Origin of the sequence: Pseudomonas sp. H26/SER47-MNA-CIBAN-0231 (genome assembly GCF_040310465.1) — a bacterium.
GTDB lineage: Bacteria > Pseudomonadota > Gammaproteobacteria > Pseudomonadales > Pseudomonadaceae > Aquipseudomonas > Aquipseudomonas atacamensis.
The window spans coordinates 146,759-171,909 of sequence record NZ_JBEOPW010000011.1 but is presented as its reverse complement, the minus strand read 5'-3'; the positions used below and the strand labels follow the sequence as shown (position 1 = coordinate 171,909).

24 protein-coding genes are annotated in these 25,151 nt (G+C 61.3%); 11 read left to right on the top strand and 13 right to left on the bottom strand.

The window, feature by feature from the left end; all coding sequences use genetic code 11:
- Nucleotides 1-41: 41 nt before the first annotated feature.
- From AAEZ10_RS18000 to xerD, 3 genes are all read right to left on the bottom strand, one after another.
- A complete protein-coding gene (locus AAEZ10_RS18000) occupies nt 42-1,346 on the bottom strand; it encodes a homoserine dehydrogenase (RefSeq protein WP_024011722.1) in 1,305 nt (434 codons plus the stop codon).
- Between the two features lie 131 nt (nt 1,347-1,477).
- Nucleotides 1,478-2,209, bottom strand: a complete 732-nt coding sequence (gene dsbC / locus AAEZ10_RS17995; protein ID WP_016771534.1) for a bifunctional protein-disulfide isomerase/oxidoreductase DsbC — start codon at nt 2,207-2,209, stop codon at nt 1,478-1,480.
- 366 nt (nt 2,210-2,575) lie between these two features.
- Nucleotides 2,576-3,472, bottom strand: coding sequence for a site-specific tyrosine recombinase XerD (xerD, locus tag AAEZ10_RS17990; RefSeq protein ID WP_273528282.1), 897 nt, complete (start codon nt 3,470-3,472; stop codon nt 2,576-2,578).
- 108 nt (nt 3,473-3,580) lie between these two features.
- On the opposite strand from xerD, the gene AAEZ10_RS17985 reads away from it, so the two are divergent.
- A complete protein-coding gene (locus AAEZ10_RS17985; RefSeq protein WP_016771536.1) occupies nt 3,581-5,389 on the top strand; it encodes a cation:proton antiporter in 1,809 nt (602 codons plus the stop codon).
- A gap of 166 nt (nt 5,390-5,555) precedes the next feature.
- On the opposite strand, the gene rplS is transcribed toward AAEZ10_RS17985, so the two are convergent.
- The 5 genes from rplS to ffh form a co-directional block, all read right to left on the bottom strand.
- Entirely contained in the window at nt 5,556-5,906 is a 351-nt protein-coding gene (gene rplS / locus AAEZ10_RS17980; RefSeq protein ID WP_003175895.1) for a 50S ribosomal protein L19, read from the bottom strand.
- Nucleotides 5,907-5,951: 45 nt separating this feature from the next.
- Nucleotides 5,952-6,704, bottom strand: a complete 753-nt coding sequence (gene trmD / locus AAEZ10_RS17975) for a tRNA (guanosine(37)-N1)-methyltransferase TrmD (RefSeq protein ID WP_038860625.1) — start codon at nt 6,702-6,704, stop codon at nt 5,952-5,954.
- Between the two features lie 2 nt (nt 6,705-6,706).
- A complete protein-coding gene (gene rimM / locus AAEZ10_RS17970) occupies nt 6,707-7,243 on the bottom strand; it encodes a ribosome maturation factor RimM (protein ID WP_016771538.1) in 537 nt (178 codons plus the stop codon).
- 5 nt (nt 7,244-7,248) lie between these two features.
- Nucleotides 7,249-7,500 carry a 30S ribosomal protein S16 gene (rpsP, locus tag AAEZ10_RS17965; protein ID WP_003185073.1) on the bottom strand — a complete coding sequence of 84 codons (252 nt, stop codon included), beginning with the start codon at nt 7,498-7,500 and terminating at the stop codon, nt 7,249-7,251.
- Between the two features lie 249 nt (nt 7,501-7,749).
- A complete protein-coding gene (gene ffh, locus AAEZ10_RS17960; protein ID WP_007967791.1) occupies nt 7,750-9,126 on the bottom strand; it encodes a signal recognition particle protein in 1,377 nt (458 codons plus the stop codon).
- A 210-nt stretch (nt 9,127-9,336) separates the two neighbouring features.
- Here ffh and AAEZ10_RS17955 point away from each other — a divergent pair, with 210 nt between their 5' ends.
- The 3 genes from AAEZ10_RS17955 to AAEZ10_RS17945 all read left to right on the top strand — a co-directional run bounded on the left by AAEZ10_RS17955 (nt 9,337) and on the right by AAEZ10_RS17945 (nt 12,952).
- On the top strand, nt 9,337-10,149 hold the full coding sequence (locus tag AAEZ10_RS17955) for a cytochrome C assembly family protein (protein ID WP_016771539.1): 813 nt from the start codon (nt 9,337-9,339) through the stop codon (nt 10,147-10,149).
- 12 nt (nt 10,150-10,161) lie between these two features.
- Complete coding sequence (locus tag AAEZ10_RS17950; RefSeq protein ID WP_207809054.1) at nt 10,162-11,403, top strand: CNNM domain-containing protein; 1,242 nt, start codon at nt 10,162-10,164, stop codon at nt 11,401-11,403.
- A 232-nt stretch (nt 11,404-11,635) separates the two neighbouring features.
- Nucleotides 11,636-12,952 carry an MFS transporter gene (locus AAEZ10_RS17945; RefSeq protein WP_071174485.1) on the top strand — a complete coding sequence of 439 codons (1,317 nt, stop codon included), beginning with the start codon at nt 11,636-11,638 and terminating at the stop codon, nt 12,950-12,952.
- A 118-nt stretch (nt 12,953-13,070) separates the two neighbouring features.
- On the opposite strand, the gene purT is transcribed toward AAEZ10_RS17945, so the two are convergent.
- The 5 genes from purT to AAEZ10_RS17920 form a co-directional block, all read right to left on the bottom strand.
- Nucleotides 13,071-14,252 (bottom strand): formate-dependent phosphoribosylglycinamide formyltransferase, encoded by a 1,182-nt coding sequence (gene purT / locus AAEZ10_RS17940; protein WP_024011715.1) that lies wholly within the window; start codon nt 14,250-14,252, stop codon nt 13,071-13,073.
- A 100-nt stretch (nt 14,253-14,352) separates the two neighbouring features.
- Nucleotides 14,353-14,820 carry a VUT family protein gene (locus AAEZ10_RS17935; RefSeq protein WP_016771544.1) on the bottom strand — a complete coding sequence of 156 codons (468 nt, stop codon included), beginning with the start codon at nt 14,818-14,820 and terminating at the stop codon, nt 14,353-14,355.
- Between the two features lie 155 nt (nt 14,821-14,975).
- The gene (locus AAEZ10_RS17930) at nt 14,976-15,191 is read right to left on the bottom strand and encodes a DUF1289 domain-containing protein (protein WP_071174484.1); all 216 of its coding nucleotides are present in this window, start codon (nt 15,189-15,191) and stop codon (nt 14,976-14,978) included.
- Nucleotides 15,188-15,712: a gamma carbonic anhydrase family protein gene (locus AAEZ10_RS17925; protein ID WP_016771546.1), complete on the bottom strand. Its 525-nt coding sequence runs from the start codon at nt 15,710-15,712 to the stop codon at nt 15,188-15,190. Before AAEZ10_RS17925 ends, AAEZ10_RS17930 begins: the two co-directional genes overlap by 4 nt.
- A 39-nt stretch (nt 15,713-15,751) precedes the next feature.
- Nucleotides 15,752-16,351, bottom strand: a complete 600-nt coding sequence (locus AAEZ10_RS17920; protein WP_016771547.1) for a CoA pyrophosphatase — start codon at nt 16,349-16,351, stop codon at nt 15,752-15,754.
- Nucleotides 16,352-16,498: 147 nt separating this feature from the next.
- Here AAEZ10_RS17920 and AAEZ10_RS17915 point away from each other — a divergent pair, with 147 nt between their 5' ends.
- From AAEZ10_RS17915 to nagE, 7 genes are all read left to right on the top strand, one after another.
- A complete protein-coding gene (locus tag AAEZ10_RS17915) occupies nt 16,499-17,050 on the top strand; it encodes an NUDIX hydrolase (protein ID WP_016771548.1) in 552 nt (183 codons plus the stop codon).
- Between the two features lie 76 nt (nt 17,051-17,126).
- On the top strand, nt 17,127-17,642 hold the full coding sequence (locus AAEZ10_RS17910; protein WP_024011712.1) for a L,D-transpeptidase family protein: 516 nt from the start codon (nt 17,127-17,129) through the stop codon (nt 17,640-17,642).
- 283 nt (nt 17,643-17,925) lie between these two features.
- Complete coding sequence (locus AAEZ10_RS17905) at nt 17,926-18,657, top strand: GntR family transcriptional regulator (RefSeq protein WP_016771550.1); 732 nt, start codon at nt 17,926-17,928, stop codon at nt 18,655-18,657.
- Nucleotides 18,658-18,681: 24 nt separating this feature from the next.
- Nucleotides 18,682-19,788 (top strand): N-acetylglucosamine-6-phosphate deacetylase, encoded by a 1,107-nt coding sequence (nagA, locus tag AAEZ10_RS17900; RefSeq protein ID WP_071174482.1) that lies wholly within the window; start codon nt 18,682-18,684, stop codon nt 19,786-19,788.
- Nucleotides 19,769-20,791 carry an SIS domain-containing protein gene (locus tag AAEZ10_RS17895; RefSeq protein WP_095180442.1) on the top strand — a complete coding sequence of 341 codons (1,023 nt, stop codon included), beginning with the start codon at nt 19,769-19,771 and terminating at the stop codon, nt 20,789-20,791. Before nagA ends, AAEZ10_RS17895 begins: the two co-directional genes overlap by 20 nt.
- A 34-nt stretch (nt 20,792-20,825) precedes the next feature.
- Entirely contained in the window at nt 20,826-23,339 is a 2,514-nt protein-coding gene (gene ptsP / locus AAEZ10_RS17890; RefSeq protein WP_350570322.1) for a phosphoenolpyruvate--protein phosphotransferase, read from the top strand.
- A gap of 23 nt (nt 23,340-23,362) precedes the next feature.
- The gene (gene nagE, locus AAEZ10_RS17885) at nt 23,363-25,078 is read left to right on the top strand and encodes an N-acetylglucosamine-specific PTS transporter subunit IIBC (protein ID WP_130930003.1); all 1,716 of its coding nucleotides are present in this window, start codon (nt 23,363-23,365) and stop codon (nt 25,076-25,078) included.
- Nucleotides 25,079-25,151 lie beyond the last annotated feature (73 nt).

The following is a 25,151-nucleotide window of genomic DNA, read 5'->3' as shown; positions in this document are numbered from 1 at the left end:
TTCTCTCTTGCCACTTGCCGCTCGAAGCTTGCCGCTGCTTTTTAGTTCAAATGTTCGACACGGATCCGTACAACCGGGCCGTCAACGCCAGCCAGTGCTTCCAGCGCGGTGATCGCATCGTTGATGCGCTGCTCGACCACGCGGTGGGTCAGCAGGATCATCGGCACCAGGCCGTCATGCTCTTCGACTTCCTTCTGCATGATCGATTCGATATTGATGCCGCGCTCCGACAGGATGCTCGCCACCTGCGCCAGTACGCCCGGATGATCCTTGGCGTGAATGCGCAGGTAGTAAGCGCTTTCGCAGGCTTCGATCGGCAGGATCGGATGGGCCGATAGCGAGTCCGGCTGGAAGGCCAGGTGCGGCACACGGTTTTCCGGGTCGGAAGTCATCGCGCGAACCACGTCGACCAGATCGGCGATCACCGACGAAGCGGTCGGCTCCATGCCAGCGCCGGCACCGTAGAACAGCGTCGAACCGGCGGCGTCGCCATTGACCATCACTGCGTTCATCACGCCGTTGACGTTGGCGATCAGGCGATCGGCCGGAATCAGCGTCGGGTGCACGCGCAACTCGATGCCGGCGTCAGTGCTGCGCGCCACACCCAAGTGCTTGATGCGATAGCCCAGCGCTTCGGCGTAGTTGACGTCGGCGGTGGTCAGTTTGGTGATGCCTTCGGTGTAAGCCTTGTCGAATTGCAGCGGAATGCCGAAGGCAATCGACGCCAGAATGGTCAGCTTGTGCGCGGCATCGATGCCTTCGACGTCGAAGGTCGGGTCGGCTTCGGCGTAACCCAGCGCTTGCGCTTCGGCGAGTACGTCTTCAAACGTACGGCCCTTCTCGCGCATTTCGGTGAGGATGAAGTTGCCGGTGCCGTTGATGATCCCGGCAACCCAGTTGATGCGGTTGGCGGACAGGCCTTCGCGGATCGCCTTGATCACCGGAATGCCACCGGCCACCGCTGCTTCGAATGCCACGATCACGCCTTTCTCGCGTGCCTTGGCGAAAATCTCATTACCGTGAACGGCTATCAGCGCCTTGTTCGCGGTGACCACATGCTTGCCATTCTCGATGGCCTTGAGTACCAGCTCGCGGGCAACGGTGTAGCCGCCCATCAGCTCTATGACGATGTCGATCTCAGGGTTCGTGGCCACTTCGAAGACATCGTTGGTAATCGCAATACCGGTCGTCTGGAACTGAGGCTTTGGCGTGCGCGTGGCAATTTGTGCCACTTCGATTCCACGCCCGGCACGACGAGCAATTTCCTCGGCGTTGCGCTGAAGTACGTTGAAGGTACCGCCACCGACGGTCCCTAACCCACAGATGCCTACTTTGACCGGATTCACTGTGAACTCCCCATGAAACGGCCGACACAGGGTCGGCCGGAAAACAACCGCGTGCTCGCGGCTCTCTGTTGATGGCCCGGCGCTGTTGCCGCCGGACCACGATCGTCAACGGTTGCCCGTGACGATGCGAATTACTTCGCGCCCAGCGCCAGTTTGGCGACTTGTGGCGCCGGCTGGTAGCCCGGAATGACCTGGCCGTCGGCCAAAACGATGGCCGGTGTACCGTTCACGCCGATCGACTGACCGAGGGCGAATTGCTTGGAAACCGGGTTATCGCACTTGGCGGCCTTGATTTCCTTGCCATCGACCATTTTGTCCATGGCGGCTTTCTTGTCTTTCGAGCACCACACTGCTTGCAGCTGCTCGTCACCCGGCGAATTCAGGCCCTGGCGCGGGAACGCCACGTAGCGCACTTCGATGCCGCGCTTGTTCAGCTCGGGCACTTCGGCATGCAGTTTGTGGCAGTACGGACAGGTGGTGTCGGTGAACACGGTGATGTGCGATTTGGTCTCGCCCACGGCCGGGTAGACAACGGTTTCGGCCACCGGGATGGCATTGATCAGTTTGGAAATGCCCAGGCGTTCGGTCTTCTCGGTCAGGTTGACCGGTTTGCCATTCGCCAGCTGATACAGGTTGCCCTGCACGATGTACTGGCCATCGGCGCTGGCGTACAGCACGCGGCTGCCTTTGAGTTTGACTTCGTACATGCCAGGCAACGGGCTGGCACTGATGCTTTCGACCGGAACCTCGAGTTCGAGTTTTTCCAGGCTTTGACGAATGGCTTTGTCAGCCGCGTCGTCGGCGACGGCAAAGGTGCTCACCAACGCAATGGCGGCGGCAGCGAAAATCTGGGTCAGACGCATGAGTACTCCTGAGGGCGGGCCAATGAAACGGTCAGAACGCCCGTGCGAAACACCGGGTCATAACCGTCCATCGTGCAAACCGGCAAAGCCTAACACATAAGGTCACGAGGGCCGAATGCGCCTGTCGCCACACACTCATGTGCAACTGACACATCTTCATGCTTGTACAACTGACCCACAACCACATGTGGCTGACACACATTATTGTGGCGAGGGAATTTATCCCCGATGGGTTGCGAAGCAGTCCTAAACCATCCACCGCGATCTTTCAGTCAAAATCGAGCCAGCCGGGTTTGCGACTGCTGCGCAGCCGAACGGGGATAAATCCCCTCGCCACAGGTCAGTGTTTCAACATTATGGGATGTGTCAGCCGCGAGGGTGGTGTTTGGCGTGCAGATCCTGCAATCGGGCGCGGGCGACATGGGTATATATCTGCGTCGTAGACAGGTCGCTGTGGCCGAGCAGCATCTGCACCACGCGCAAGTCCGCGCCATGGTTGAGCAGGTGTGTGGCGAACGCGTGGCGCAAGGTGTGCGGCGACAGCGACTTGTTGATCCCGGCGACCTTGGCCTGATGCTTGATCCGATGCCAGAACGTCTGCCGGGTCATCTGCTCGCCGCGCTGACTGGGGAACAGCACATCGCTGGGGCGGCCACCGAGCAACTCGCCACGACCATCACGCATATAGCGCTCGACCCACACAATCGCCTCCTCGCCCATCGGCACCAGACGCTCCTTGCTGCCCTTGCCCATCACCCGCAATACGCCCTGGCGCAGGTTGACCTGCTCCAGCGTCAGGCTGATCAGTTCGGTCACCCGTAGGCCACAGGCGTACAGCACTTCCAGCATCGCGCGGTCGCGCTGGCCGATGGCTTCGCTCAGATCCGGCGCCTTGAGCAGCGCTTCGACATCGGCTTCCGACAGCGATTTGGGCAACGGCCGCCCCAGTTGCGGCATGTCGACGCGCAACGTCGGGTCGACGCTGATCAGTTTTTCCCGCAACAGATAGCGATAAAAGCCACGCACCCCGGAGAGAAATCTCGCGGTGGAGCGCGGCTTGTAGTTTTGCTCCAGCCGCCACGCCAGATGATCGAGGATCAATTCGCGGCCGGCATTGATCAACTCGAGATTTTTCTCCTGCAACCAGCCGTTGAACAGTGCGAGGTCACTGCGATAGGCGTCGCGGGTGTTGTCGGACAGGCCTTTCTCCAGCCATAAAGCGTCGAGGAATTGATCAATCAGCGGATGGTCGATGGCAGGCATGGGTGCTCGGGGCAGGCAGTTTTTAACACTGCGCGCAAATAGACAGTGAACGACGGGAATGGCCGCTAGTCTTTCATAGCCAGCCAGATCAAGGAACAGGGAGCATCAATGAACGAGCAGCAAATTCTCTTGGCATTTGGCGGGATCGGCGCGGCCGCGCTGGGTTGTCAGTGGCTGGCATGGCGCCTGAAGCTGCCGGCCATTCTGTTTCTGCTGCTGACCGGCATTCTGGCCGGCCCGGTGCTGGGTTGGCTCGACCCGCAGGAAATGTTCGGCCCGCTGCTGATGCCACTGGTGTCGCTGGCAGTGGCGCTGATCCTGTTTGAAGGCAGCCTGACCCTGCACCTGTCGGAATGGAAAGAGATCGGCAGCGTCGTCCATCGCCTGGTGACCCTCGGTGCGATCTCGACCTGGATCGTCATCGCGGTCGCCACGCACTTTCTGCTGGGCTTCGACTGGATGCTGGCGATTCTGTTTGGCAGCCTGACGCTGGTCACCGGTCCGACCGTAATCGTGCCGATGCTGCGGGTGGTGCGGCCAAAAGCTTCGATTGCCAACATCCTGCGCTGGGAAGGCATCGTCATCGATCCGATCGGCGCTCTGCTCGCCGTCGTGGTGTACAGCTTCATCATCGCCAGCGCTGAAGGCCATGGCCTCAAGCAAAGCCTCTTCACCTTCGGCGGGGTGATTCTCTGCGGCACCGTGTTTGGTGTCGTCGGGGGTTGGCTGCTGGGGACGGTGATCCGGCGTCAGTGGCTGCCGGAATACCTGCATAACCTGGCCTCCCTGGCAGCCGTGCTGGCGATCTTCATCGGTGCCAACCAGGTGATGCATGAGTCCGGACTGCTGGCGGTGACCCTGATGGGCATGTGGCTGGCCAACATGAAAGGCGTGGACGTGCGGCACATCCTGCACTTCAAGGAAAACCTCAGCGTATTGCTGATTTCCGGGCTGTTCATCCTGCTCGCGGCGCGCCTGGACCTGAACGCTTTGCTTGGTCTGGGACCGCTGGTGTTGATTCTGCTGTTGGTGATCCAGCTGATCGCCCGTCCGTTGAATGTTTTGCTCAGCACCGCCGGTTCCAGTCTGAGCTGGCGTGAACGGGCGCTGCTGTGCTGGATCGCGCCGCGCGGGATCGTCGCTGCGGCTGTCTCGGCGATTTTCGCGATTCGCCTGGATGAATCCGGACATGAAGGCGCCCTGCTCCTGGTGCCGCTGACCTTTGCGGTAATCATCGGCACCGTGGTTTTGCAAAGCGCAACGGCGCGACCGCTGGCACGGCTGTTAAAGGTCGCCGAACCGGCGCCGAGCGGTTTTCTGATCGTTGGAGCCAATGGCCCGGCCCGGGAATTGGGCAAGTCGCTGCAACAGCTGGGCAGCCGCGTGCTGCTGACCGATTCGAGCTGGGAGAATATCCGCGCGGCACGCATGGAAGGCTTGCCGACCTATTTCGGCAACCCGGCGTCGCAGCATGCCGACGCGCATCTGGATCTGGTGGGGTTGGGGCATTTGCTGGCGCTGTCACCGTCAGGCGAGCTGAACACACTGGCGGCGATGCGCTTTCGTCATGACTTCGGTCATCAGCGCCTGTTCGGTCTGGCCAGCGGCCATGAAAGCCGCCGCAGCGATAAACATCGGGCGAGCCTGGAACACCGGGGCAATCAGTTGGGCAGTGAGGCACTGACCTATTCGAAACTGGCCGGCCAGATGGGCCAGGGTGCCGAGCTGTACAGCACAACCTTGACGGATGGGTTTGGCTGGGAGGATTACCAAGCGCTGCACGGCAATCGCGCGACGCTGCTGTTCATGCGTGATGACAGCGGCTGGGTGCATGTGGTGACGCCGGAAACGGCGTTGAAGCCGGGAGCTGGGTGGACGTTGCTGGCGTTGATTCAACCGCAAGGTTCCAGCGCCTGATGGATCGATTCGCTAGCAGGCTCGCTCCCACTGTATTCCTGTGGGAGCGAGCCTGCTCGCGAAGGCCGCGACTGGGTCACGGACAGACTGAAGATCTTTGCAGCACAAATCCCGGGCAACAAAAAAGCAGCCCGTAGGCTGCTTTTTTCTGCATCGGAAGCTGGGCTTAAGCCAGTTTTTCCTTGATGCGTGCTGCTTTACCCGACAGGTCGCGCAGGTAGTACAGCTTGGCTTTACGTACGTCACCGCGACGTTTAACAGCCATGCTGTCGATCTGCGGGGAGTAGGTCTGGAAAGTACGTTCTACGCCAACACCGTTGGAGATTTTACGAACGGTGAACGCACTGTTCACGCCGCGGTTACGCTTGGCGATTACAACGCCTTCGAACGCTTGCAGACGGGAACGATCGCCTTCCTTCACTTTCACCTGAACGACAATAGTGTCGCCTGGGGCGAAGGTAGGGATTTCTTTGGTCATCTGCTCTGCTTCGAGTGCAAGGATGATTTTGTTGGTCATGCTGTGCTCCTAAGGTAAATCGTTCGATCTACCATCGATACGTTGTTAACTATCGTCCCGCTCGCGGATGTATTCCTCGAGCAGCTTCTTCTCTTCTCCAGAAAGCGAGCGGCTTTCCAGAAGATCGGCGCGTCGTTCATAGGTCCGACCAAGGGACTGCTGTAAACGCCAACGCCGGATATGCGCGTGATTGCCACTCAGCAACACGTCGGGAACACGCTGATCCGCATACACCTCCGGTCGGGTGTAGTGCGGGCAATCCAGCAGACCATCCGTAAAGGAATCTTCCTCAGCGGAATCCGCATGCCCTAAAGCTCCAGGCAGCAGTCGTGTAACCGCATCGATCAGGACCATGGCCGGCAGCTCGCCGCCAGACAGTACATAGTCGCCAATCGACCACTCTTCATCGACATGAGCCTCAATAAAGCGCTCGTCAATGCCTTCGTAGCGGCCGGCAATCAGGATCAATGCATCCGATTGTGCCAGCTCGCGTACCGCCGACTGAGTCAGTTGACGGCCTTGGGGGGACAGGTAAATCACCTTCGCCGCCTCCCCGGCTGCTGCCTTGGCCTGAGCCAGCGCATCTTCCAGGGGCTTGATCTTCATCACCATGCCCGGACCACCGCCAAACGGGCGATCGTCCACAGTGTGATGCCGATCCGTCGTGTAATCTCGCGGATTCCAACAGGTCAGCTGCAAGAGCCCCTGTTTGACCGCACGACTGGTGATGCCGTAATCGCCAATGGCGGAAAACATCTCGGGAAACAAACTGATCACTTCTACGCGCAAGTTAGCCACGTTCAGAAGTCCGCGTCCCAATCCACCTTCATCTCGCCCGCTTCCAGGTCGACGGCCAACACGCATTGCTCCGTATAGGGCAACAGGCGTTCGCGATCATCCAGGCTGCCAGCGCAAGGCTTGACGACCATTACATCATTGGCGCCGGTTTCCAGAAGATGATCGATTTTCCCGAGCAGTTGCCCAAGGGTATCGATGACCTTCAGACCTTCCAGCTGGTACCAGTAGTACTCGCCTTCGGTCAATTCAGCGAACAGGTTGCGCGGCACGCAGATCTCATAACCGGCCAGAAGACGAGCTTCTTCACGATCATCGAGACCCTTGAGCTTGGCGACCAGGAACTTGTCGCTCCCGCGTCCACTGACCAGCTCGACCTGTTTGACATTGCCTTCGCGCTTGAGCGTCCAGGTTTTGTACTGCAACAGGTTTTCAGTCGGATCAGTAAAGGAATAAACCTTCACTTCGCCGCGAACGCCATGAACAGAATAAATTTTGCCAATAACGATCAAATCATCGGCAGGGGCTGGCGTCGCGTTCATATTGCTCAGGCCGCAGCCTTGGCAGATTCCTTCAACAACTGAGCAACGCGCTCAGAAGGTTGTGCACCAACGCTCAGCCAGTAGGCAACGCGCTCTTGGTTCACGGACAGACGGATTTCCTGACCACGGGCAACAGGGTTGAAGAAACCAACCTGTTCTTTGTGGGAGCCGTCACGCGGGTTACGCGAGTCGGTTACGGTCAGGTGGTAAAACGGGCGCTTTTTGGAGCCGCCAAGGGCAAGACGGATTGTTAGCATGTGAACATCGTTCCTGTAGTCGGTGCTGCAAATCTAAATGCACAGCGGGCATGGGTGCCCGAAAGGCCGCATATTCTAAGGAATATCCGGACTTTTGCAAATGACTTTTTCCGGCGCCCATGGCATGCCGTGCAGATTTGCATAGAGAGCCGTCGATAAAAACGGCCAGTCAGCTCCCGCCGAGTGCGGGTTTGCTGTTGATCCTGCGTCCTTGCAGGGTCTGCGCCGGTGCGACGACCGGCGAAGTCTTTACATCTTCGGCATGCCGCCGCCGGGCAACATACCGCCCATGCCGCGCATCATTTTTGCCATACCGCCCTTGGCGGTGAATTTCTTCATCATCTTCTGCATCTGCTTGTGCTGCTTGATCAAGCGGCCGATGTCCTGCACCTGCGTGCCGGAACCCATGGCGATCCGGCGCTTGCGCGAACCGCTGATCAGCTCAGGGTCGCGGCGCTCGGCCGGGGTCATGGAATTGATGATGGCTTCCATCTGCTTGAACTGCTTCTCTGCGGCGTTCTGGGCATTGCCCATCTGCGACAGGTTGACGCCGCCGATGCTCGGCAGTTTGTCCATGAGCCCGCCGAGGCCGCCCATGTTCTTCATTTGTTGCAGCTGATCGCGGAAGTCTTCGAGGTCGAAGCCCTTGCCCTTCTTCAGCTTCTTGGCCAGTTTGTCGGCCTTGTCCTTGTCCAGCGTCGCTTCGGCCTGCTCGATCAGGCTGAGCACGTCGCCCATGCCGAGGATCCGCGAGGCGATACGCTCAGGGTGGAACGGATCGAGCGCTTCGCTCTTCTCGCCCATACCGATGAACTTGATCGGCTTGCCGGTAATGGCGCGCACCGACAGCGCGGCACCGCCACGGGCGTCGCCGTCGACCTTGGTCAGGATCACACCGGTCAACGGCAGCGCATCGCCAAAGGCCTTGGCCGTGTTGGCGGCGTCCTGACCGGTCATGGCGTCGACCACGAACAGGGTTTCGACCGGGTTGATCGCGGCGTGCAGCGCCTTGATCTCGCCCATCATCTCTTCGTCGATGTGCAGACGACCGGCGGTGTCGACGATGACCACGTCGATGAATTTCAGTTTGGCTTCTTTAATAGCTGCGTTGGCGATGTCGACCGGCTTCTGGCTCAGGTCGGACGGGAAGAACGTCACGCCGATGTCGTTGGCCAGGGTTTCCAGCTGCTTGATCGCCGCCGGACGGTAGATGTCCGCCGAAACAACCATGACCGACTTCTTCTTGCGCTCTTTAAGGAAGCGCGCCAGTTTGCCGGCGGTGGTGGTTTTACCCGCGCCCTGCAGACCGGCCATCAGAATCACGGCTGGCGGAACAGCGCTCAGGTTGAGGTCTTCGTTGGCCGCCCCCATCAGGCTTTCGAGTTCGGCCTGGACGATCTTCACGAACGCCTGGCCCGGCGTCAGACTGCGCGACACCTCGGTGCCGACAGCGCGCTCCTTGACCGAATTGACGAAGTCCTTGACCACCGGCAGTGCGACGTCAGCTTCGAGCAACGCCATGCGCACTTCACGCAGGGTGTCTTTGATATTGTCCTCGGTCAGCTTGGCCTTGCCGGTGACATGGCGCAGCGTCTGCGAGAGACGGTCGGTTAAGTTTTCAAACATTGCGCGATCCTTTCAGGCCCTGTACGAACCGGGATAATGGCGGCCCAGACCGGAATCAACATGTGCTCGGCGAGCCTGCGGCGTGGGCAGGTCGCGGATTATAGCGAAGACTGCGGCCGGCGGACACCTCGCCGTCAGCTTGCGGAGTCTTTCGTGCCGTGGCGGTTCTATGCCAAACTCAGCGCCTTTCGGGCTCGCCTAACAGGATTTATGCTCCCCTTGTCACCCAGTTTGCTGACCACCCTCGCCGCCGCCCTGCTCTATGCCGCTGCGACCGTCTATCAAAGCACCCGCCTGGCCACCGGCGCCAAGGCGAACAAGCGCCTGCTGGTCAGCCTCGGCGTCTTCGCCGTGCTTGCCCACGGCGCCAGCCTGCTTACACATCTATTGACCCCGATCGGCCTTGGCCTGGACTTTTTCAGTGCGTCCAGCCTGATTGCCGCTGCGGTGATTGCCCTGACTCTGCTGGCCTGTTCGCGGATCCCGGTGGAAAACCTGCTGGTGCTGTTGTTCCCTCTGGGCGCGATCACGGTATTGCTGGCGCAGTTCGCGCCGACCGGCACGGTGCAGATCATCGATGAAGAGCCGGGCATCCTCGCGCACATTCTATTGTCGATCCTCGCCTACGGCATGTTCACCATCGCCGTGTTCCAGGCGTTGCTGCTGCTGGTTCAGGACCATCAGCTCAAGCACAAGCACCCGTCCGGGCTGATCAAGAACTTCCCGCCCCTGCAAACCATGGAAAGCCTGCTGTTCGGCTTTCTCTGGGCCGGCTGGACGCTGCTGTCGCTGTCGCTGATTTCCGGCTGGCTGTTCGTCGAGAACCTGTTCGCTCAGCATCTGGTGCACAAGACCTTGCTGGCCTGTTTGGCATGGATCGTCTTCAGCGTGCTGTTGTGGGGCCGCAACCGTCTGGGCTGGCGCGGCCACAAGGCGATTCGCTGGACCCTCGCCGGTTTCTGCCTGCTGATGCTGGCGTACTTCGGCAGCAAACTGGTTCGTGAATACATTCTGCACATCTGACGGGCGGCATAAATGGACGGTTTGCCCATAGGGCCGATGCTCGCGGTATTTGTCCTGCTGATTTTATGGTCAGGGCTGTTTACCGCCGTCGAAATCGCGCAGCAACACTTGCTCGCGCAACGTATCGCCTCGCGCGCCAGCGATAAACCGCTGGCGAAGCTGAGCTTCCCGCTCGACAGCCTGATCCTCTGCAACACCCTGTGCCGCGCCCTCGCAGTGATCATCGCGACGCTGCTGGCGATTTTCCTCTGCGAAGAAAACGGCCCGTGGGCGGCCTGCCTTGGCGCCGGTGGCATCCTGTTGGTGTTCGCTGATTATTTCCCGCGCACAGTGGCTCGGCGCTATCCCGACGCTGTGCTGGCGTTCGGCAATGCCCTGCTGACCGTGCCGATGAAAATCGTCTACCCGTTCGCGTGGCTGTTCAGCCGGGTCAGCGCTTTGTTGATAACCCCGTTCACGCGCAAGGCTCAGGTGGTGCAACAGAGCGAGGACGAGTTGCCGACCGATCACGATGAGGATCACGAGCATCCGGTCCGCAGCCATCCGGTATCGGGCATTCATGCGCTGGACAACATCACGGTCAATGACATTCTGGTGCCGCGCAGTGATGTCGACGGCATCAACCTCGACGATTCGATCGAAGAGATCATCGAGCAACTGCGCGAGAACAAGCGCACGCGTCTGCCGGTGTTTCACAGCGACATCAATCAGGTCGAAGCGGTGCTCAACACCCGCCAGATCGGCCATTTGCTGAGCAACGGTGGATTGACCCGCGAGGCACTGCTGGCCGCCAGCTACGAGCCCTACTTCGTCCCGGAAAGCACGCCGCTGCAACTGCAACTGCTGAACTTCCACAAGCAGCAACGCCGCCTCGGCATGGTCGTCGATGAATACGGCGAAGTGCTGGGCATCGTCACCCTTGAAGACATTCTCGAAGAGATCGTCGGCGAATTCGAAAGCGAGCACAGCCTCGACAACCCGCACATCCATCCCCAGGCCGACGGGCGTATGGTGATCGATGGCGCCGCATCGATCCGCGACCTGAACAAGTGCCTGGGCTGGCACCTGCCGAGCGACGGGCCGAAGACACTCAACGGCCTGGTCACCGAAGCGCTGGAAACCATTCCGGAAAGCGCGGTGTGCCTGAAGATCGGGCGTTATCGACTGGAAATCCTCGAGACCGAAGAGAACCGGGTGAGCAAGGTGCTGATCTGGCTGACCTCATCGGTGCCTGCTCTGGTGCCTGCTCGATAAAGCTGCATTGTTTGCGCTTGTTTGATCGTTAGCCCCCTTCCTATAATCGAGGCGCTTACCCAAGCGCCGTCGATCCCTGTGCTTACCCGGCACTGCCCGGATCCTGACTGTTTCCGCTGCAAACCGACGACTGTTCCTACTCGAAACAGCGCTCGCGCCCTACCCCACATCCCTGGGTGTTCGACCATAATAATTCGCTCCACTGGAGCTCATGACTGTCAGGGATCACCGCATGACGACCCATACCGCTTACAGCGAAACCGCGCCTGCCCAGCCGACCAATTCCGCCACCCGCGTGGCCACGGCAAGCTTCATCGGCACCGCCATCGAGTTCTACGACTTCTACGTTTATGCCACTGCTGCGGCGCTGGTGATCGGGCCGGTGTTCTTTCCGCAGACCTCCGGCACGGCGCAGATGCTTTCGGCGTTTCTTACTTTCGGCATTGCCTTCCTCGCCCGACCACTGGGTTCGGCACTATTTGGCCACTTCGGCGACCGCATCGGGCGCAAATCGACGCTGGTCGCCTCGCTGCTGTTGATGGGCGTGTGCACCACCTTGATTGGCGTGTTGCCGGGCTACGACAGCATTGGGGCCTGGGCGCCGATTCTGCTGTGCGTGCTGCGTTTCGGTCAGGGCCTGGGCCTTGGCGGCGAATGGGGCGGTGCGGCGCTGCTGGCCACGGAAAACGCGCCGAAGGGCAAACGCGCCTGGTTCGGCATGTTCCCGCAGCTCGGCCCATCGATTGGTTTTCTTGCGGCCAACGGTCTGTTCCTGGCCCTGGCGATGACGCTGGATGATGAACAGTTCCGCAGCTGGGGCTGGCGCATTCCGTTTCTGCTCAGCGCGGCGCTGGTGATGGTCGGCCTGTATGTGCGCCTGAAATTGCATGAAACGCCAGTGTTCGCCAATGCGATCGCCCGTCAGGAGCGAGTGAAAGTGCCGCTGGTGGAGTTGTTCAGCCAATACTGGGCGCCGACCCTGCTCGGGGCGGCGGCGATGGTGGTGTGCTATGCGCTGTTCTATATCTCGACGGTGTTTTCCCTGAGCTACGGCGTGGCCACGCTGGGTTATAGCCGCGAAACGTTCCTCGGCCTGCTGTGCTTTGCTGTGTTGTTCATGGCTGCAGCGACGCCATTATCCGCTTGGGCCAGCGACCGTTACGGGCGCAAACCGGTGCTGATCATCGGTGGTGTGCTGGCGATTCTGTCCGGATTCCTGATGGAACCGTTGCTGACGCAGGGCTCGACCTGGGGCGTGGCGCTGTTTCTGTGCATCGAGCTGTTTTTGATGGGCGTGACATTCGCACCGATGGGCGCGCTGTTGCCTGAGCTGTTTCCAACCCACGTGCGTTATACCGGCGCTTCAGCGGCGTACAACCTGGGCGGGATCGTCGGGGCCTCGGCGGCGCCGTTCTTTGCGCAGAAACTGGTGGCGATGGGTGGGTTGAGCTATGTCGGCGGGTATGTGTCGGCGGCGGCGGTGTTGAGTCTGATTGCGGTGCTCTGTTTGAAGGAGACGCGCAATAACGATCTGAATCAGGTTGCCTGACAGATCGCTATCGCGGGCAAGCCCGCTCCCACAGGGTTTTGGGATTGGTCACAGATTCTGTGTTCACCCAGTCCCATGTGGGAGCGAGCCTGCTCGCGAATAGCTGCCGCGACCCGGTTTACAGCTCGACAACAACCGCCTGCGACGCACGGGTCGCCTTGGCACGTGCGGCCTCGATCGACTCATCACGCGCCAGCGCCACGCCCATGCGGCGCTGACCGTTCACTTCCGGCTTGCCGAACAGACGCAGCGCGGTGTCCGGCTCGCTCAGCGCAGCGCCCAGGTTGGCGAATGCAGTCTGGGTCGACTGGCCTTCAACCAGAATCACTGCCGACGCCGACGGGCCGAACTGACGGATCAGCGGTACCGGCAGACCGAGAATGGCGCGGGCATGCAGGGCGAATTGCGACAGGTCCTGAGAAATCAGCGTGACCAGACCGGTGTCATGCGGCCGTGGCGAGACTTCGCTGAACCACACCTGATCACCTTTGATGAACAGCTCGACGCCGAACAGACCACGGCCACCCAGTGCTTCAGTGACTGCTTTGGCAACGCGCTCGGATTCAGCCAGAGCAATCGGGCTCATGGCCTGCGGCTGCCAGGATTCCTGATAGTCGCCTTTCTCCTGACGGTGGCCGACCGGTGCGCAGAACGTGGTGCCGCCAATGTGGCGCACGGTCAGCAGGGTGATTTCGTAGTCAAAGTCGATGAAGCCTTCGATGATCACCCGACCTTTGCCGGCGCGACCGCCCTCTTGCGCGTAATCCCAGGCCTTCTGCACATCATCGGCGCTGCGCAGCAGGCTTTGGCCCTTGCCTGACGAACTCATCACTGGCTTGACCACGCAAGGGAAACCCAGGTCCTGAACGGCTTTGCTGTAGTCCTCGAAGGTGTCGGCAAAGTGGTACGGCGAGGTCGGCAGATCCAGCTCTTCGGCAGCCAGACGACGGATGCCTTCGCGGTTCATTGTCAGCTGCGCCGCACGCGCGGTCGGAATCACGGTGAAGCCTTCGGCTTCCAGCTCGACCAGCGTGGCGGTAGCGATGGCTTCGATTTCCGGCACAATGAAGTGCGGCTTCTCGGCTTCGATCACTGCACGCAGAGCAGCGCCGTCGAGCATGTTGATCACGTGGCTGCGATGGGCGACTTGCATGGCCGGCGCGTTGGCGTAGCGGTCGACGGCAATCACTTCAACGCCCAGGCGCTGCAGTTCGATTACCACTTCCTTGCCCAACTCACCACAGCCACACAGCAATACGCGGGTCGCGGTTGGCGACAATGGAGTTCCGATACGGGTCATCTCAGGTCCTCAAAGGAAGCGGATCATCGAGGAAAGCCACGCAGGTGCGCTTTCCATGGGGAGAAAGCGCGGCATTTTACATGAACCCGAGGGTTTGGCTTCAGCTGGCGACAGCCTGTTTGCGATCACGCCAGGCCATGATCAGCCAGACGGCGGTGACGCCGGCAAACTTGGAGGCCAGCGCGGTGATGATCACCGGCGGCGTCAAGGCGTCAATCATGCCGAAGAAGATGAAGGTATCCAGCGGAATGCTCAGAGCCGAACTGATCCACAGTCGATCACGCAACGGCCGCTTGGTGATGCTGAACACCAGCCAGTCGATGCACTCGGAGACCGCGAACGCCGTGGCGCTGGCCAGCGCGATGGATGGGTCGGACGTGATGTAGGAGAGCACCAGCGCCGCCAGCATAGCCACGATCGCGCCATGACCGAAGCGCGTTTGCACCATGTCGCGCAGCACAAACACCAGCCCGCCCCAGGCCGACCAGATGATGTCCAGGTGCGGTGCGGTGGAAAAGGCGAAGTTGATCAGCACGACGCTGCTGATGTAGGCGATGAGGAAGATCATGGGGGGCGGCCTGTAAATGTGGCGCACAGGTTACTTGAGCGCTGGTATTGCGCCAATAGGTGCGGTGACAGGACCGACGTCTTCGCGAGCAGGCTCGCTCCCACAGTGGAATGGATTTTCAAGGTGGGAGCGAGCCTGCTCGCGAAAGCGGTGGTTCAGACGCCTGACTTCGCGGGAATCATCCAGACCAATCCACTCGCCTTCGCCCGTTCATGACACAACCCCAGCACCACCCGGCGCTCGTCATTGCTCATGCGGCCCCAGCGGGTGATCTCTGCGACCGTGCGCTGGCACCCGGTACAAACGTCATCTTCATCCAGCGCGCAGATATTCACGCAAGGCGAGGCGACTGGTCGTTCAACAGTCGTCATTGTTCCTGCTCGACCAGATCGCGGGCGTAACGCTGCGAGTTATGCACATAGTGCGCGGCGCTGGCTTCGAGCATCTTCTTTTGCGCCTCGGTCAGTTCACGCACGACCTTGCCCGGCGAGCCCATCACCAGCGAACCGTCGGGAATTTCCTTGCCTTCGCCGATCAGCGAATTGGCGCCGATGATGCAGTTCTTGCCGATCTTCGCGCCGTTGAGAATCACCGCGTTGATACCGATCAGGCTGTAATCGCCGACCGTGCAGCCGTGGAGCATGGCGTTGTGGCCGATGGTCACGCCGGTACCGATGGTCAGTGGATAGCCCATATCGGTGTGCATCACCGTGCCATCCTGCACGTTGCTGTTCTTGCCGATGAGGATCAGTTCGTTGTCGCCGCGCAACACAGCGTTGAACCAGACGTTGGCGCCCTCTTCCAGGCGGACCTTGCCCACCAGCACGGCATTGGGCGCGACCCAGCTCTGTGGATGGGTTTCGACACGGGCGTCGCCCAGGCGGTATTTCATTTTGTTTTCCTCGGGGCTCACGGCCGTTCGAACGACGGCTCAGGTATCGATAAAGCTTTTCGGCGGTCGGTGCAGGCTGATTTTGGCGTCATAGAGCAGGTTGATCAACTCGACGATCATGATCGCCGTCAGGCCCCAGATCTTGTACTCGCCGAAGCGATAGCTCGGCACGTACCAACTGCGGCCCTGATAATCGATGCGATGGGTATGCTCACGCGGGTCCTTGCGGAAGAATTCCAGCGGCACGCTGAAGACGGCGGCGATCTCGGCATCATTGGGCTGGTATTCGACAAAGTCGGGAATCACGCCGACATACGGCGTTACCTTGATGCCGTGCAGGGAGATCAGCGGACTCAGCGGGCCGATGACTTCGACCAGACCCGGTGGCAGGCCGATCTCTTCCTCGGCTTCGCGCAGCGCGGTGAATATGAGGTCCGGATCTTCCGGGTCGCGTCGCCCTCCGGGGAAGGCGACCTCGCCGCCATGGGTCGAAAGCCCGCTGGCGCGCAGGGTCAGGACCAGTTCCGGTTCGTCACTGCGGGTGATCGGCACCAGCACGGCGGCTTCGGGGAAACGTGCGTCGGTCTCCAGCGTGCGCGGTGTGTGGTTGCTTACCCTATGCAGTAGCTCGTCCAGCATGAGTGTTCTCGATCGGTGCCTTGCTCCGCATCATGCACCAATCAAAGCGAGCGCCCAAGCCCCCGAAACCCGTCGTGTCGCGAAACGACAACTTGCCGACCGGCCCCGCTGCACGCCAAGATAGGCGCAGCATTCAGGAACCCGAGCATGAAATTTTGCAGCCACTGCGGTAACCCGGTCACCCAGCGCATTCCCGAAGGCGACTCGCGGCTGCGATTTGTCTGCGACAGCTGTCAGACCATTCACTACCAGAACCCCAATATCGTCGCCGGGTGCGTGCCGACCTGGGGGACGAAAGTGCTGCTCTGCCGCCGCGCCATCGAGCCGCGTCTCGGTTACTGGACGCTACCTGCCGGCTTCATGGAAAACGGCGAGACCATCGAGCAGGCCGCCATCCGCGAAACCGCCGAAGAAGCCTGCGCCCGGGTGCGCAACCTGAGCATCTACACGCTGATCGACGTGCCGCACATCAGCCAGGTGCATGTGTTCTTCCGCGCCGAACTGGCCGATCTGCAGTATGCGGCCGGGCCGGAAAGCCTTGAAGTGCAGCTGTTCGAAGAAGCCGACATTCCCTGGGACGAGCTGGCTTTCCGCACGGTCGGGCGCACGCTGGAATGCTTCTTTGCCGATCGGCGCAGCGAGGTTTATCCGGTGCGTTCGGAGTCGATTCCGCCACTGGTGCAGCCGGCGATCACTTGAGCTTCGCGGCACCCTGCCGATAACCACACCTGCATCTATCACTATGTTTCTGCGTCATTCTTGGGGAATCGTTTCAATGCGTTGGTTGCTTGCCCTGTTGTGCCTGTCGTTCGTCAGCGTTTCGCAAGCGTCATTCGTGACCACCGTGACGCCCTCGAACACTCCATTGATCGAAAAAGTCCTGGTACTGAAATCGGCCCACCAATTGCAGTTGATTGCCGACGGCAAGCCGCTGAAGACCTATCGCATCTCCTTGGGCAAGGGCGCGAAGAAAGGCCCGAAACTGATCGAGGGTGACAAACGCACACCCGAAGGTTTCTATTGGATCGACTGGCGCAAGACCAGCGACAAATTCAACCTGTCGATGCACATTTCCTACCCGAACATCAGCGATGCCGCCCGCGCGCGTCGTGAAGGCGTCGAGCCCGGCGGGATGATCATGATCCACGGCACTCCGGATTCGGCAGACAACCCTGAGCAGTTGTTCCACACCCTCGACTGGACCGACGGCTGCATCGCCATGCGCAACGTCGACATGCGTGAAGTGTGGAATCTGGTACCGGACGGCACGATGATCGAGATTCGTCCGTAACCTCGACCGCTGGTCACCCGCAAAAAAAATAATTCAAAAGATCGCAGCCTGCGACAGCGCCTACAGGGGTGATACCACTCTCAACTGTAGAAGCTGTCGCAGGCTGCGATCTTTTGCTTTTTATAGGCCATCACTAATACCACTTTAAACACTGCCCCCTGAAACCCGCCAATCCATTGGGTCAGACGCCATTTCATCGCGTTGACATGGTATTCAAGTGGTATTAGCTTCCGTCGCACAAGCGAGCCACAACAATCCTATACTCGCGACGGAAACGACCTACATGAACGACCTTCAAACCCTACGTCCCGATGACTCCCAGCCGACGCCGCTGTACTTGCAACTGGCGCGCAATCTGGAAGCGGCGATTCATGCCGGGCAGTGGAAGGCCGAACAGGCGATGCCGTCCGAGCGCAACCTCAGCGACCAGCTCGGCATCTCCCGGGTCACCGCACGCAAGGCTTTGGAAGTTTTGCTCGAGCAAGGCCTGATCCGCCGCCTGCAAGGCTCGGGCACGTTCATCACCCCACGCCTGGAACAACCGCTGTCGCGTCTGTCCGGCTTCAGCGAAATGCTGCGCCTGAAAGGTTTCGTGCCGAGCTCGAAATGGCTGGAGCGGGAGATCACCCTGCCGACCCACGAAGAATTGATCCGCCTCGGCCTGTCGCCGAATGACAAGGTGGCGCGCATGAAGCGCCTGCGCAAAGCCGATGACACGGTCATGGCGATCGAAATGAGTACCCTGCCCGCGTCGATCATGCCCAGGCCGCAAGCGGTGGGCGATTCGCTTTACGAATACCTCGACGGCATCGGCAAACCGATCGTCCGCGCCCTTCAGCACATCCAGGCAATCAACGCCTCGGACGAATTCGCCGCGCTGGTCGGCATCGCCCCCGGCACCGCCATGCTGCTGATGACCCGGGTCGGCTATCTGGAAGACAACACGCCGATCGAAGTCACCGACACCTATTGCCGCAACGACTACTACGACTTTGTGGCAGAGCTGCGCCGCTGAGCGCGGCCCCAAGCGAGAACGAAAATGTCCGAAGACAACATCCTCACCGCCAGCGGCTGGGTTCGCGGCCGGCTGATTCACGAACACGGCAAGGTCGTGTCGATCGAAGGCGTGCCCTGCGACCCGGCCACTAACGATCTGCCCTATCTGCTGCCGGGTTTCATCGACCTGCATGTGCATGGCGGCGGTGGCAAAGACATCATGGAAGGCGCCGAAGCCTTCGAAACCATCAGCAAAACCCACGTGCGTTTCGGCACCACTTCGCTGTTGGCCACGACCATGACTGCGCCGAGTGCGGAGATCTCAAATGTCCTGAAAGAGGTAGGACAATTCTGCGAACAGCGTCCGAAAGGCGCCGCGCGTGTTCTCGGCGTGCACCTTGAAGGCCCGTACATCAACCCGGGAAAACTCGGCGCTCAACCGAACTTCGCCCACACCGCGTTGATGGCCGAAGTTGAAGAATATCTGGCGCTGGCGCCGATCCGCGTCATCACCATTGCCCCGGAAATCGCCGGTCACGATGCATTGATTCGCGAGCTGAGCAGCCGTGGCATCCGCATGCAGATCGGGCACACCCTCGGCAGCTACGAGGAAGGCGTCGCTGCGCTGGCTGCCGGTGCCAGCAGTTTCACCCACCTCTACAACGCCATGAGCCCGCTGCATCACCGCGAGCCGGGCATCGTCGGCGCAGCACTGGCCCACGCCAAATACGCCGAGCTGATTCCCGATCTGCTGCACGTGCATCCCGGCGCCATCCGCGTGGCCCTGCGTTCGATCCCGTGCCTGTATTGCGTCACCGATTCGACCGCCGCCGCCGGCATGCCCGACGGTGAATACAAGCTTGGCAGCCACACCGTGACCAAATGCCTGGGCGGCGTGCGTCTGCCCGACGGCACGCTGGCCGGCAGCACCCTGACCATGGATCAGGCCCTGCGCAATCTGGTGAAGATCGGTCTGCCGATCGCCGAAGCCTCGCAGCGTCTGTCGCAATTTCCCGCCGACTATCTCGGCATCACCGAACGCGGGCGCCTTGCCCCCGGCGCCTGGGCCGACTGCGTGCGGCTCGATCGCTCACTCACACTGACCGCCGTCATGGTCGAAGGAGAAGACATTGACTTCAAAAATGCTTGAGGAGGCGCTGTCCTCGTTCGAGGCCGTGCAAGCCCAACTGCAACAGCTCGACGCACCGATGATCGAGATCGCCGGGCGCCTGCGCCGGCAGCCGCCGCAAGTGGCGATGACCGTCGCCCGTGGCAGCTCCGACCACGCGGCGAGCTACTTCGCCTACCTGACCATGCAGCAACTGGGCGTGCCGGTGGCCTCGTTGCCGATGTCGGTGGTGACCATGCAGCAGGCGCCGCTGAAAGTCAGCGGTCAGGTCGCGTTCGCGTTTTCGCAGTCGGGACAGAGCCCGGATCTGGTCAACAGCCTGCGCCTGTTGCGCAAGCGTGGCGCGCTGAGCGTGTCGATGGTTAACGCTGCCGACTCGCCACTGGAGGCAGCGTGTGAATTCAGCCTGCCGCTGCTTGCCGGGACTGAAAGCAGCGTCGCCGCGACCAAAAGCTTTATCGCCACTCTCAGCGCCAGCGCGCGTTTGATCGCGCACTGGAAAGAGGACAGCGAATTGCTGCAAGCCCACGATGCGCTGCCAGAAGGCCTGCGCGAAGCGGCGAAACAGGACTGGAGCGTGGCCATCGAAGCCCTGCGCGATTGCGAGCGCCTGATGGTGATCGGCCGTGGCGCCGGTTTCGCGATTGCCCAGGAAGCGGCGCTGAAGTTCAAGGAAACCTCGGCGATTCAGGCCGAAGCGTTCAGCAGTGCCGAAGTCCGTCATGGGCCGATGGCACTGATCGACGAACACTATCCGCTGCTGGTTTTCGCCCCGCGCGGTGCCGAGCAGGCCGGCCTGCTGAGCCTGGCGGCGGAAATGCGCCAGCGCGGCGCCCGGGTCTTGCTCGCCGCGCCAGATGACGTCAACGAACGCGACCTGACCTTGACCCGCGCCGAACACCCGGCCCTCGACCCGATTCTGGCGATCCAGAGCTTTTACGTGATGGCCGCAGGCCTGGCCGTGGCGCGGGGCATGGACCCGGATCAGCCGCGCCATTTGAGCAAAGTGACCCGCACGCATTAAGTCCGACTGACTGCACATCTGATGAGACCCAGCCATGCCCGACAACAATAAAGAGCTGACCCTCAGCGCCCCGCTCAGCGGCCCGGTGCTGACGCTCGCCAACGTCCCGGACGCAGTGTTCGCCAGTGGCGCGATGGGCGACGGCATCGCCATCGACCCGCTCAACGACACGCTGTATTCGCCCTGCGCCGGCGTGGTCATCCACGTCGCGCGCAGCAGCCACGCGGTGACCGTGCGTGCCGACAACGGTGCGGAAATCCTCCTGCACCTGGGCCTCGACACCGTTGAATTGAACGGCGAAGGTTTCGCCATGCTGGTCAAGGAAAGCGATCGCGTCAGCCTTGGTCAGCCGCTGCTGCGCTATGACCTGGACAAGGTCGGCCAGCACTGCAAAAGCCTGGTCAGCCTGTTGATCCTGACCAACAGCGCGGATTTTCAGGTGCGGCCGATCACCCTCAAAGCGGTGAAAGTCGGCGAGCCGTTGCTGCACATCATTGCGCGCAATGTTGTCGCGGCGAATGCCGATACAAGCGGAGGGCCTGAGGTTCGTGGCCAGGCGCGGGTCGCTCATCGCGGCGGCTTGCATGCGCGCCCGGCTGCGCTGATCCGCCAGACCGCCCAGGGTTTCAGCAGCCATTCACAGCTGCACTTCAACGGTAAATCGGCGCCGTGCAACAGTCTGATCGGTTTGATGGGGCTGGCGATTGGTGAGCAGGATGAAGTGCAGGTCAGTTGTCAGGGGCCGGACGCCGATGCCGCATTGCAAGCTCTGCTCAGCGCATTGGCCACGGCGCTGCCGGACGATGATCACGGGCAAGCGCCGACCTCCACTGCGGCGCTGAAACGCCCGGCCGAGGCTGGGGTGTTGCATGGTGTTTGCGCCGCGCCAGGGCTGGTCGCCGGGCCGTTGTTTCGCCTGAACGCGATCACCTTGCCGGCGGATGCGGGCCAACACGATCCAGAGCAACAGCAGCAGACACTTGAAACGGCATTGAACGCGGTGCGCAGCGAAATCGCCGCCACCCTCGCCCAGGCGAAAAAGCACAAGAACGCCGACGAAGAAGCGATCTTCGCCGCACACATGGCGCTGCTCGAAGACCCGGCCCTGCTCGACGCCGCGCAGCAATTCATCGCGCAAGGCACCGCTGCGACGCACGCCTGGAGTCAGTCGATCGACACGCAGTGCGACATGCTCCAAGGCACCGGCAGTCCGCTGCTGGCCGAACGGGCCAACGATTTGCGCGACCTCAAGCAACGCGTGCTGCGTGCCCTGCTTGGCCAGGCCTGGCAATACCAGGTGCCGGCCGGCGCCATTGTTGCCGCCCACGAACTGACGCCATCGGATCTGCTGCAACTCAGCGCGCAAGGCGTCGCCGGGTTGTGCATGGCCGAGGGTGGCGCGACCTCGCACGTAGCGATTCTGGCGCGCGGCAAAGGTCTGCCGTGCATCGTCGCTTTGGGCGCGCAATTGCTTGAGCAGCCGCAAGATCAGGCCGTGGTGCTCGACGCTGATGGCGGGCGCCTCGAATTGACCCCAAACGCCGAGCGCCTGAGCGAAGTGCAACAGGCACAAATCCAGCGCCAGCAGCGCCGCGACAGCCAACAGGCCAAGGCCCATTTGCCCGCTGAAACCCGCAATGGCGTGCACATCGAAGTGGTCGCCAATGTCGCCTCAAGCAACGAAGCGGCGGACGCTTTTGCCAACGGTGCGGATGGCGTCGGCCTGTTGCGCACCGAGTTTCTCTTCGTCGATCGCCAGACGGCACCGGACGTTGAAGAACAGCGCAGCGCCTATCAAGCGGTGATCGATGCCATGGGCGACAAGTCAGTGATCATCCGCACCATCGACGTCGGTGGCGACAAGCAACTCGACTATCTGCCACTGCCGGCCGAAGCCAACCCGGTGCTCGGTCTGCGCGGCATTCGGCTGGCCCAGGCGCGCCCGGACATTCTCGATCAGCAACTGCGCGCGCTGCTGCAGGTCAAGCCGTTGTCGCGTTGCCGGATTCTGTTGCCGATGGTCACCGAGGTCGACGAACTGCTGCACATCCGCCAGCGCGTCGATGCCTTGCGCCTTGAGCTGGGCATTACCGAGCGCCCGGAAATCGGCGTGATGATCGAAGTCCCCGCCGCCGCGCTGCAAGCCGAACAACTGGCCGAACACGCCGACTTTCTCTCGATCGGCACCAACGATCTGTCGCAATACACCCTGGCCATGGACCGCGACCACGCCGGGCTGGCGGCACGGGTCGATGCCCTGCATCCGGCGTTGCTGCGCCTGATCGCCATGACCTGCGAAGGCGCGGCGGTGCACAAGCGCTGGGTCGGTGTCTGCGGCGCCCTCGCCTCCGACCCGCTGGCGACGCCGGTGTTGATCGGCCTCGGCGTCACCGAACTGTCGGTGAGCCCGGTGCAGATCGGTGAAATCAAGGACCGCGTGCGTCAGCTGCATGAAGCCGAATGTCAGCGCCTGAGCCGCGACCTGCTCAAGCTGGCCAGCGCCGCTGCCGTTCGCCACGCCTGTCATCAACATTGGCCTCTGCGCTAACAAAAACAAAAAGGACAAACGCCATGTACCAACTCTTCATCGAAGGCCTGCAACGCCTGGGCCGCGCGCTGATGCTGCCGATCGCGATCCTGCCGATTGCCGGCCTGCTGCTGCGTTTGGGCGACACGGACCTGTTGAACATCGCGATCATTCACGATGCCGGGCAAGTGATCTTCGCCAACCTGGCGATGATCTTTGCCATCGGCATCGCCGTCGGTTTCGCCAAGGACAACAACGGCACCGCCGGCCTCGCCGGGGTGATCGGTTATCTGGTGATGATCTCCACGCTCAAGGTGCTCGATTCGACCATCAACATGGGCATGCTCGCCGGGATCGTCAGCGGCCTGATGGCCGGTGCGCTGTACAACCGCTTCAAGGACATCAAGCTGCCGGAGTATCTGGCGTTCTTCGGTGGCCGGCGTTTTGTGCCGATCGTCACCGGGTTCGCGGCGGTGGGTCTGGGCGTGCTGTTCGGCTATATCTGGCCGCCGATCCAGCAGGGCATCAACGCGTTCGGCGCGCTGATGATGGAAAGCGGCAGCATCGGCGCCTTCGTCTTCGGCGTGTTCAACCGCCTGCTGATCGTCACCGGCCTGCACCACATCCTCAACAACATGGCGTGGTTCGTCTTCGGCAACTTCACCGACCCGACCACGGGCGCCTTGGTGACCGGCGATCTGTCGCGATATTTTGCCGGCGATCCGAAGGGCGGCCAGTTCATGACCGGCATGTTCCCGATGATGGTCTTCGGCCTGCCCGCCGCCTGCCTGGCGATGTACCGCAACGCACTGCCGGAGCGGCGCAAGGTGATGGGCGGGATCTTCCTGTCGATGGCGCTGACCTCGTTTCTCACCGGTGTGACCGAGCCGATCGAATTTGCCTTCATGTTTCTCGCGCCGCTGCTGTTCCTCCTGCACGCGCTGCTGACCGGGCTGTCGATGGCGATCACCAACGGCCTGAACATTCATCTGGGCTTCACCTTTTCCGGTGGCTTCATCGACATGATTCTCGGCTGGGGCAAGTCGACCAATGGCTGGCTGGTGGTGCCGGTCGGGCTGGCTTACGCGGTCATTTATTACCTGGTTTTCGACTTCTGTATCCGTCGTTTCAACCTGAAGACGCCGGGGCGCGAAGACGTCGCCAGCGCCGAAAAAGCCGTGCTCTCGGAAACCGAACGCGCCAGTGCGTATATCAAAGCCTTGGGCGGCGCCGAGAATCTGCTCACCGTCGGCGCCTGCACGACCCGACTGCGCCTGGAGATGGTCGATCGCAACAAGGCCTCGGACGCCGAGCTGAAAGCGTTGGGCGCGATGGCGGTGGTGCGCCCGGGCAAGGGCGGCAGCTTGCAGGTCGTGGTCGGGCCGTTGGCTGACAGCATTGCCGATGAAATTCGCTTGGCCATGCCTGCGCTGGGCCGAACAGCGTTGGTGGAAACCGCAGTCATTACCGATGAGCCGAAGAGCGTTGCGCTTACCCGCAACGAGGCGCAGCAATGGCTGGATGCACTGGGCGGTCGCGACAATGTGCTGCAACTCGATTGCATCGCCATGACCCGCATTCGCCTGCAACTGGCCGATGCCAAGGTGTTGTCCGATGCGCAGCTCAAAGCGCTCGGCTGTCTGGGTGTCAGCCAGTTGGACGGTGGCGTCTGGCATTTGCTGGTGGGGGACAAGGCCGCGAGTTTGAGCGGGGCGATCGAGGCATTGCTGAGTCGCGGGGAGGTCAGCGCGCAGGTTTGATCTGCGCGGGTAACGGGAGGGCTGGAGCGGGCGGGGAAAATCCGGCCCGCGCACGATACATGGATACCACCCT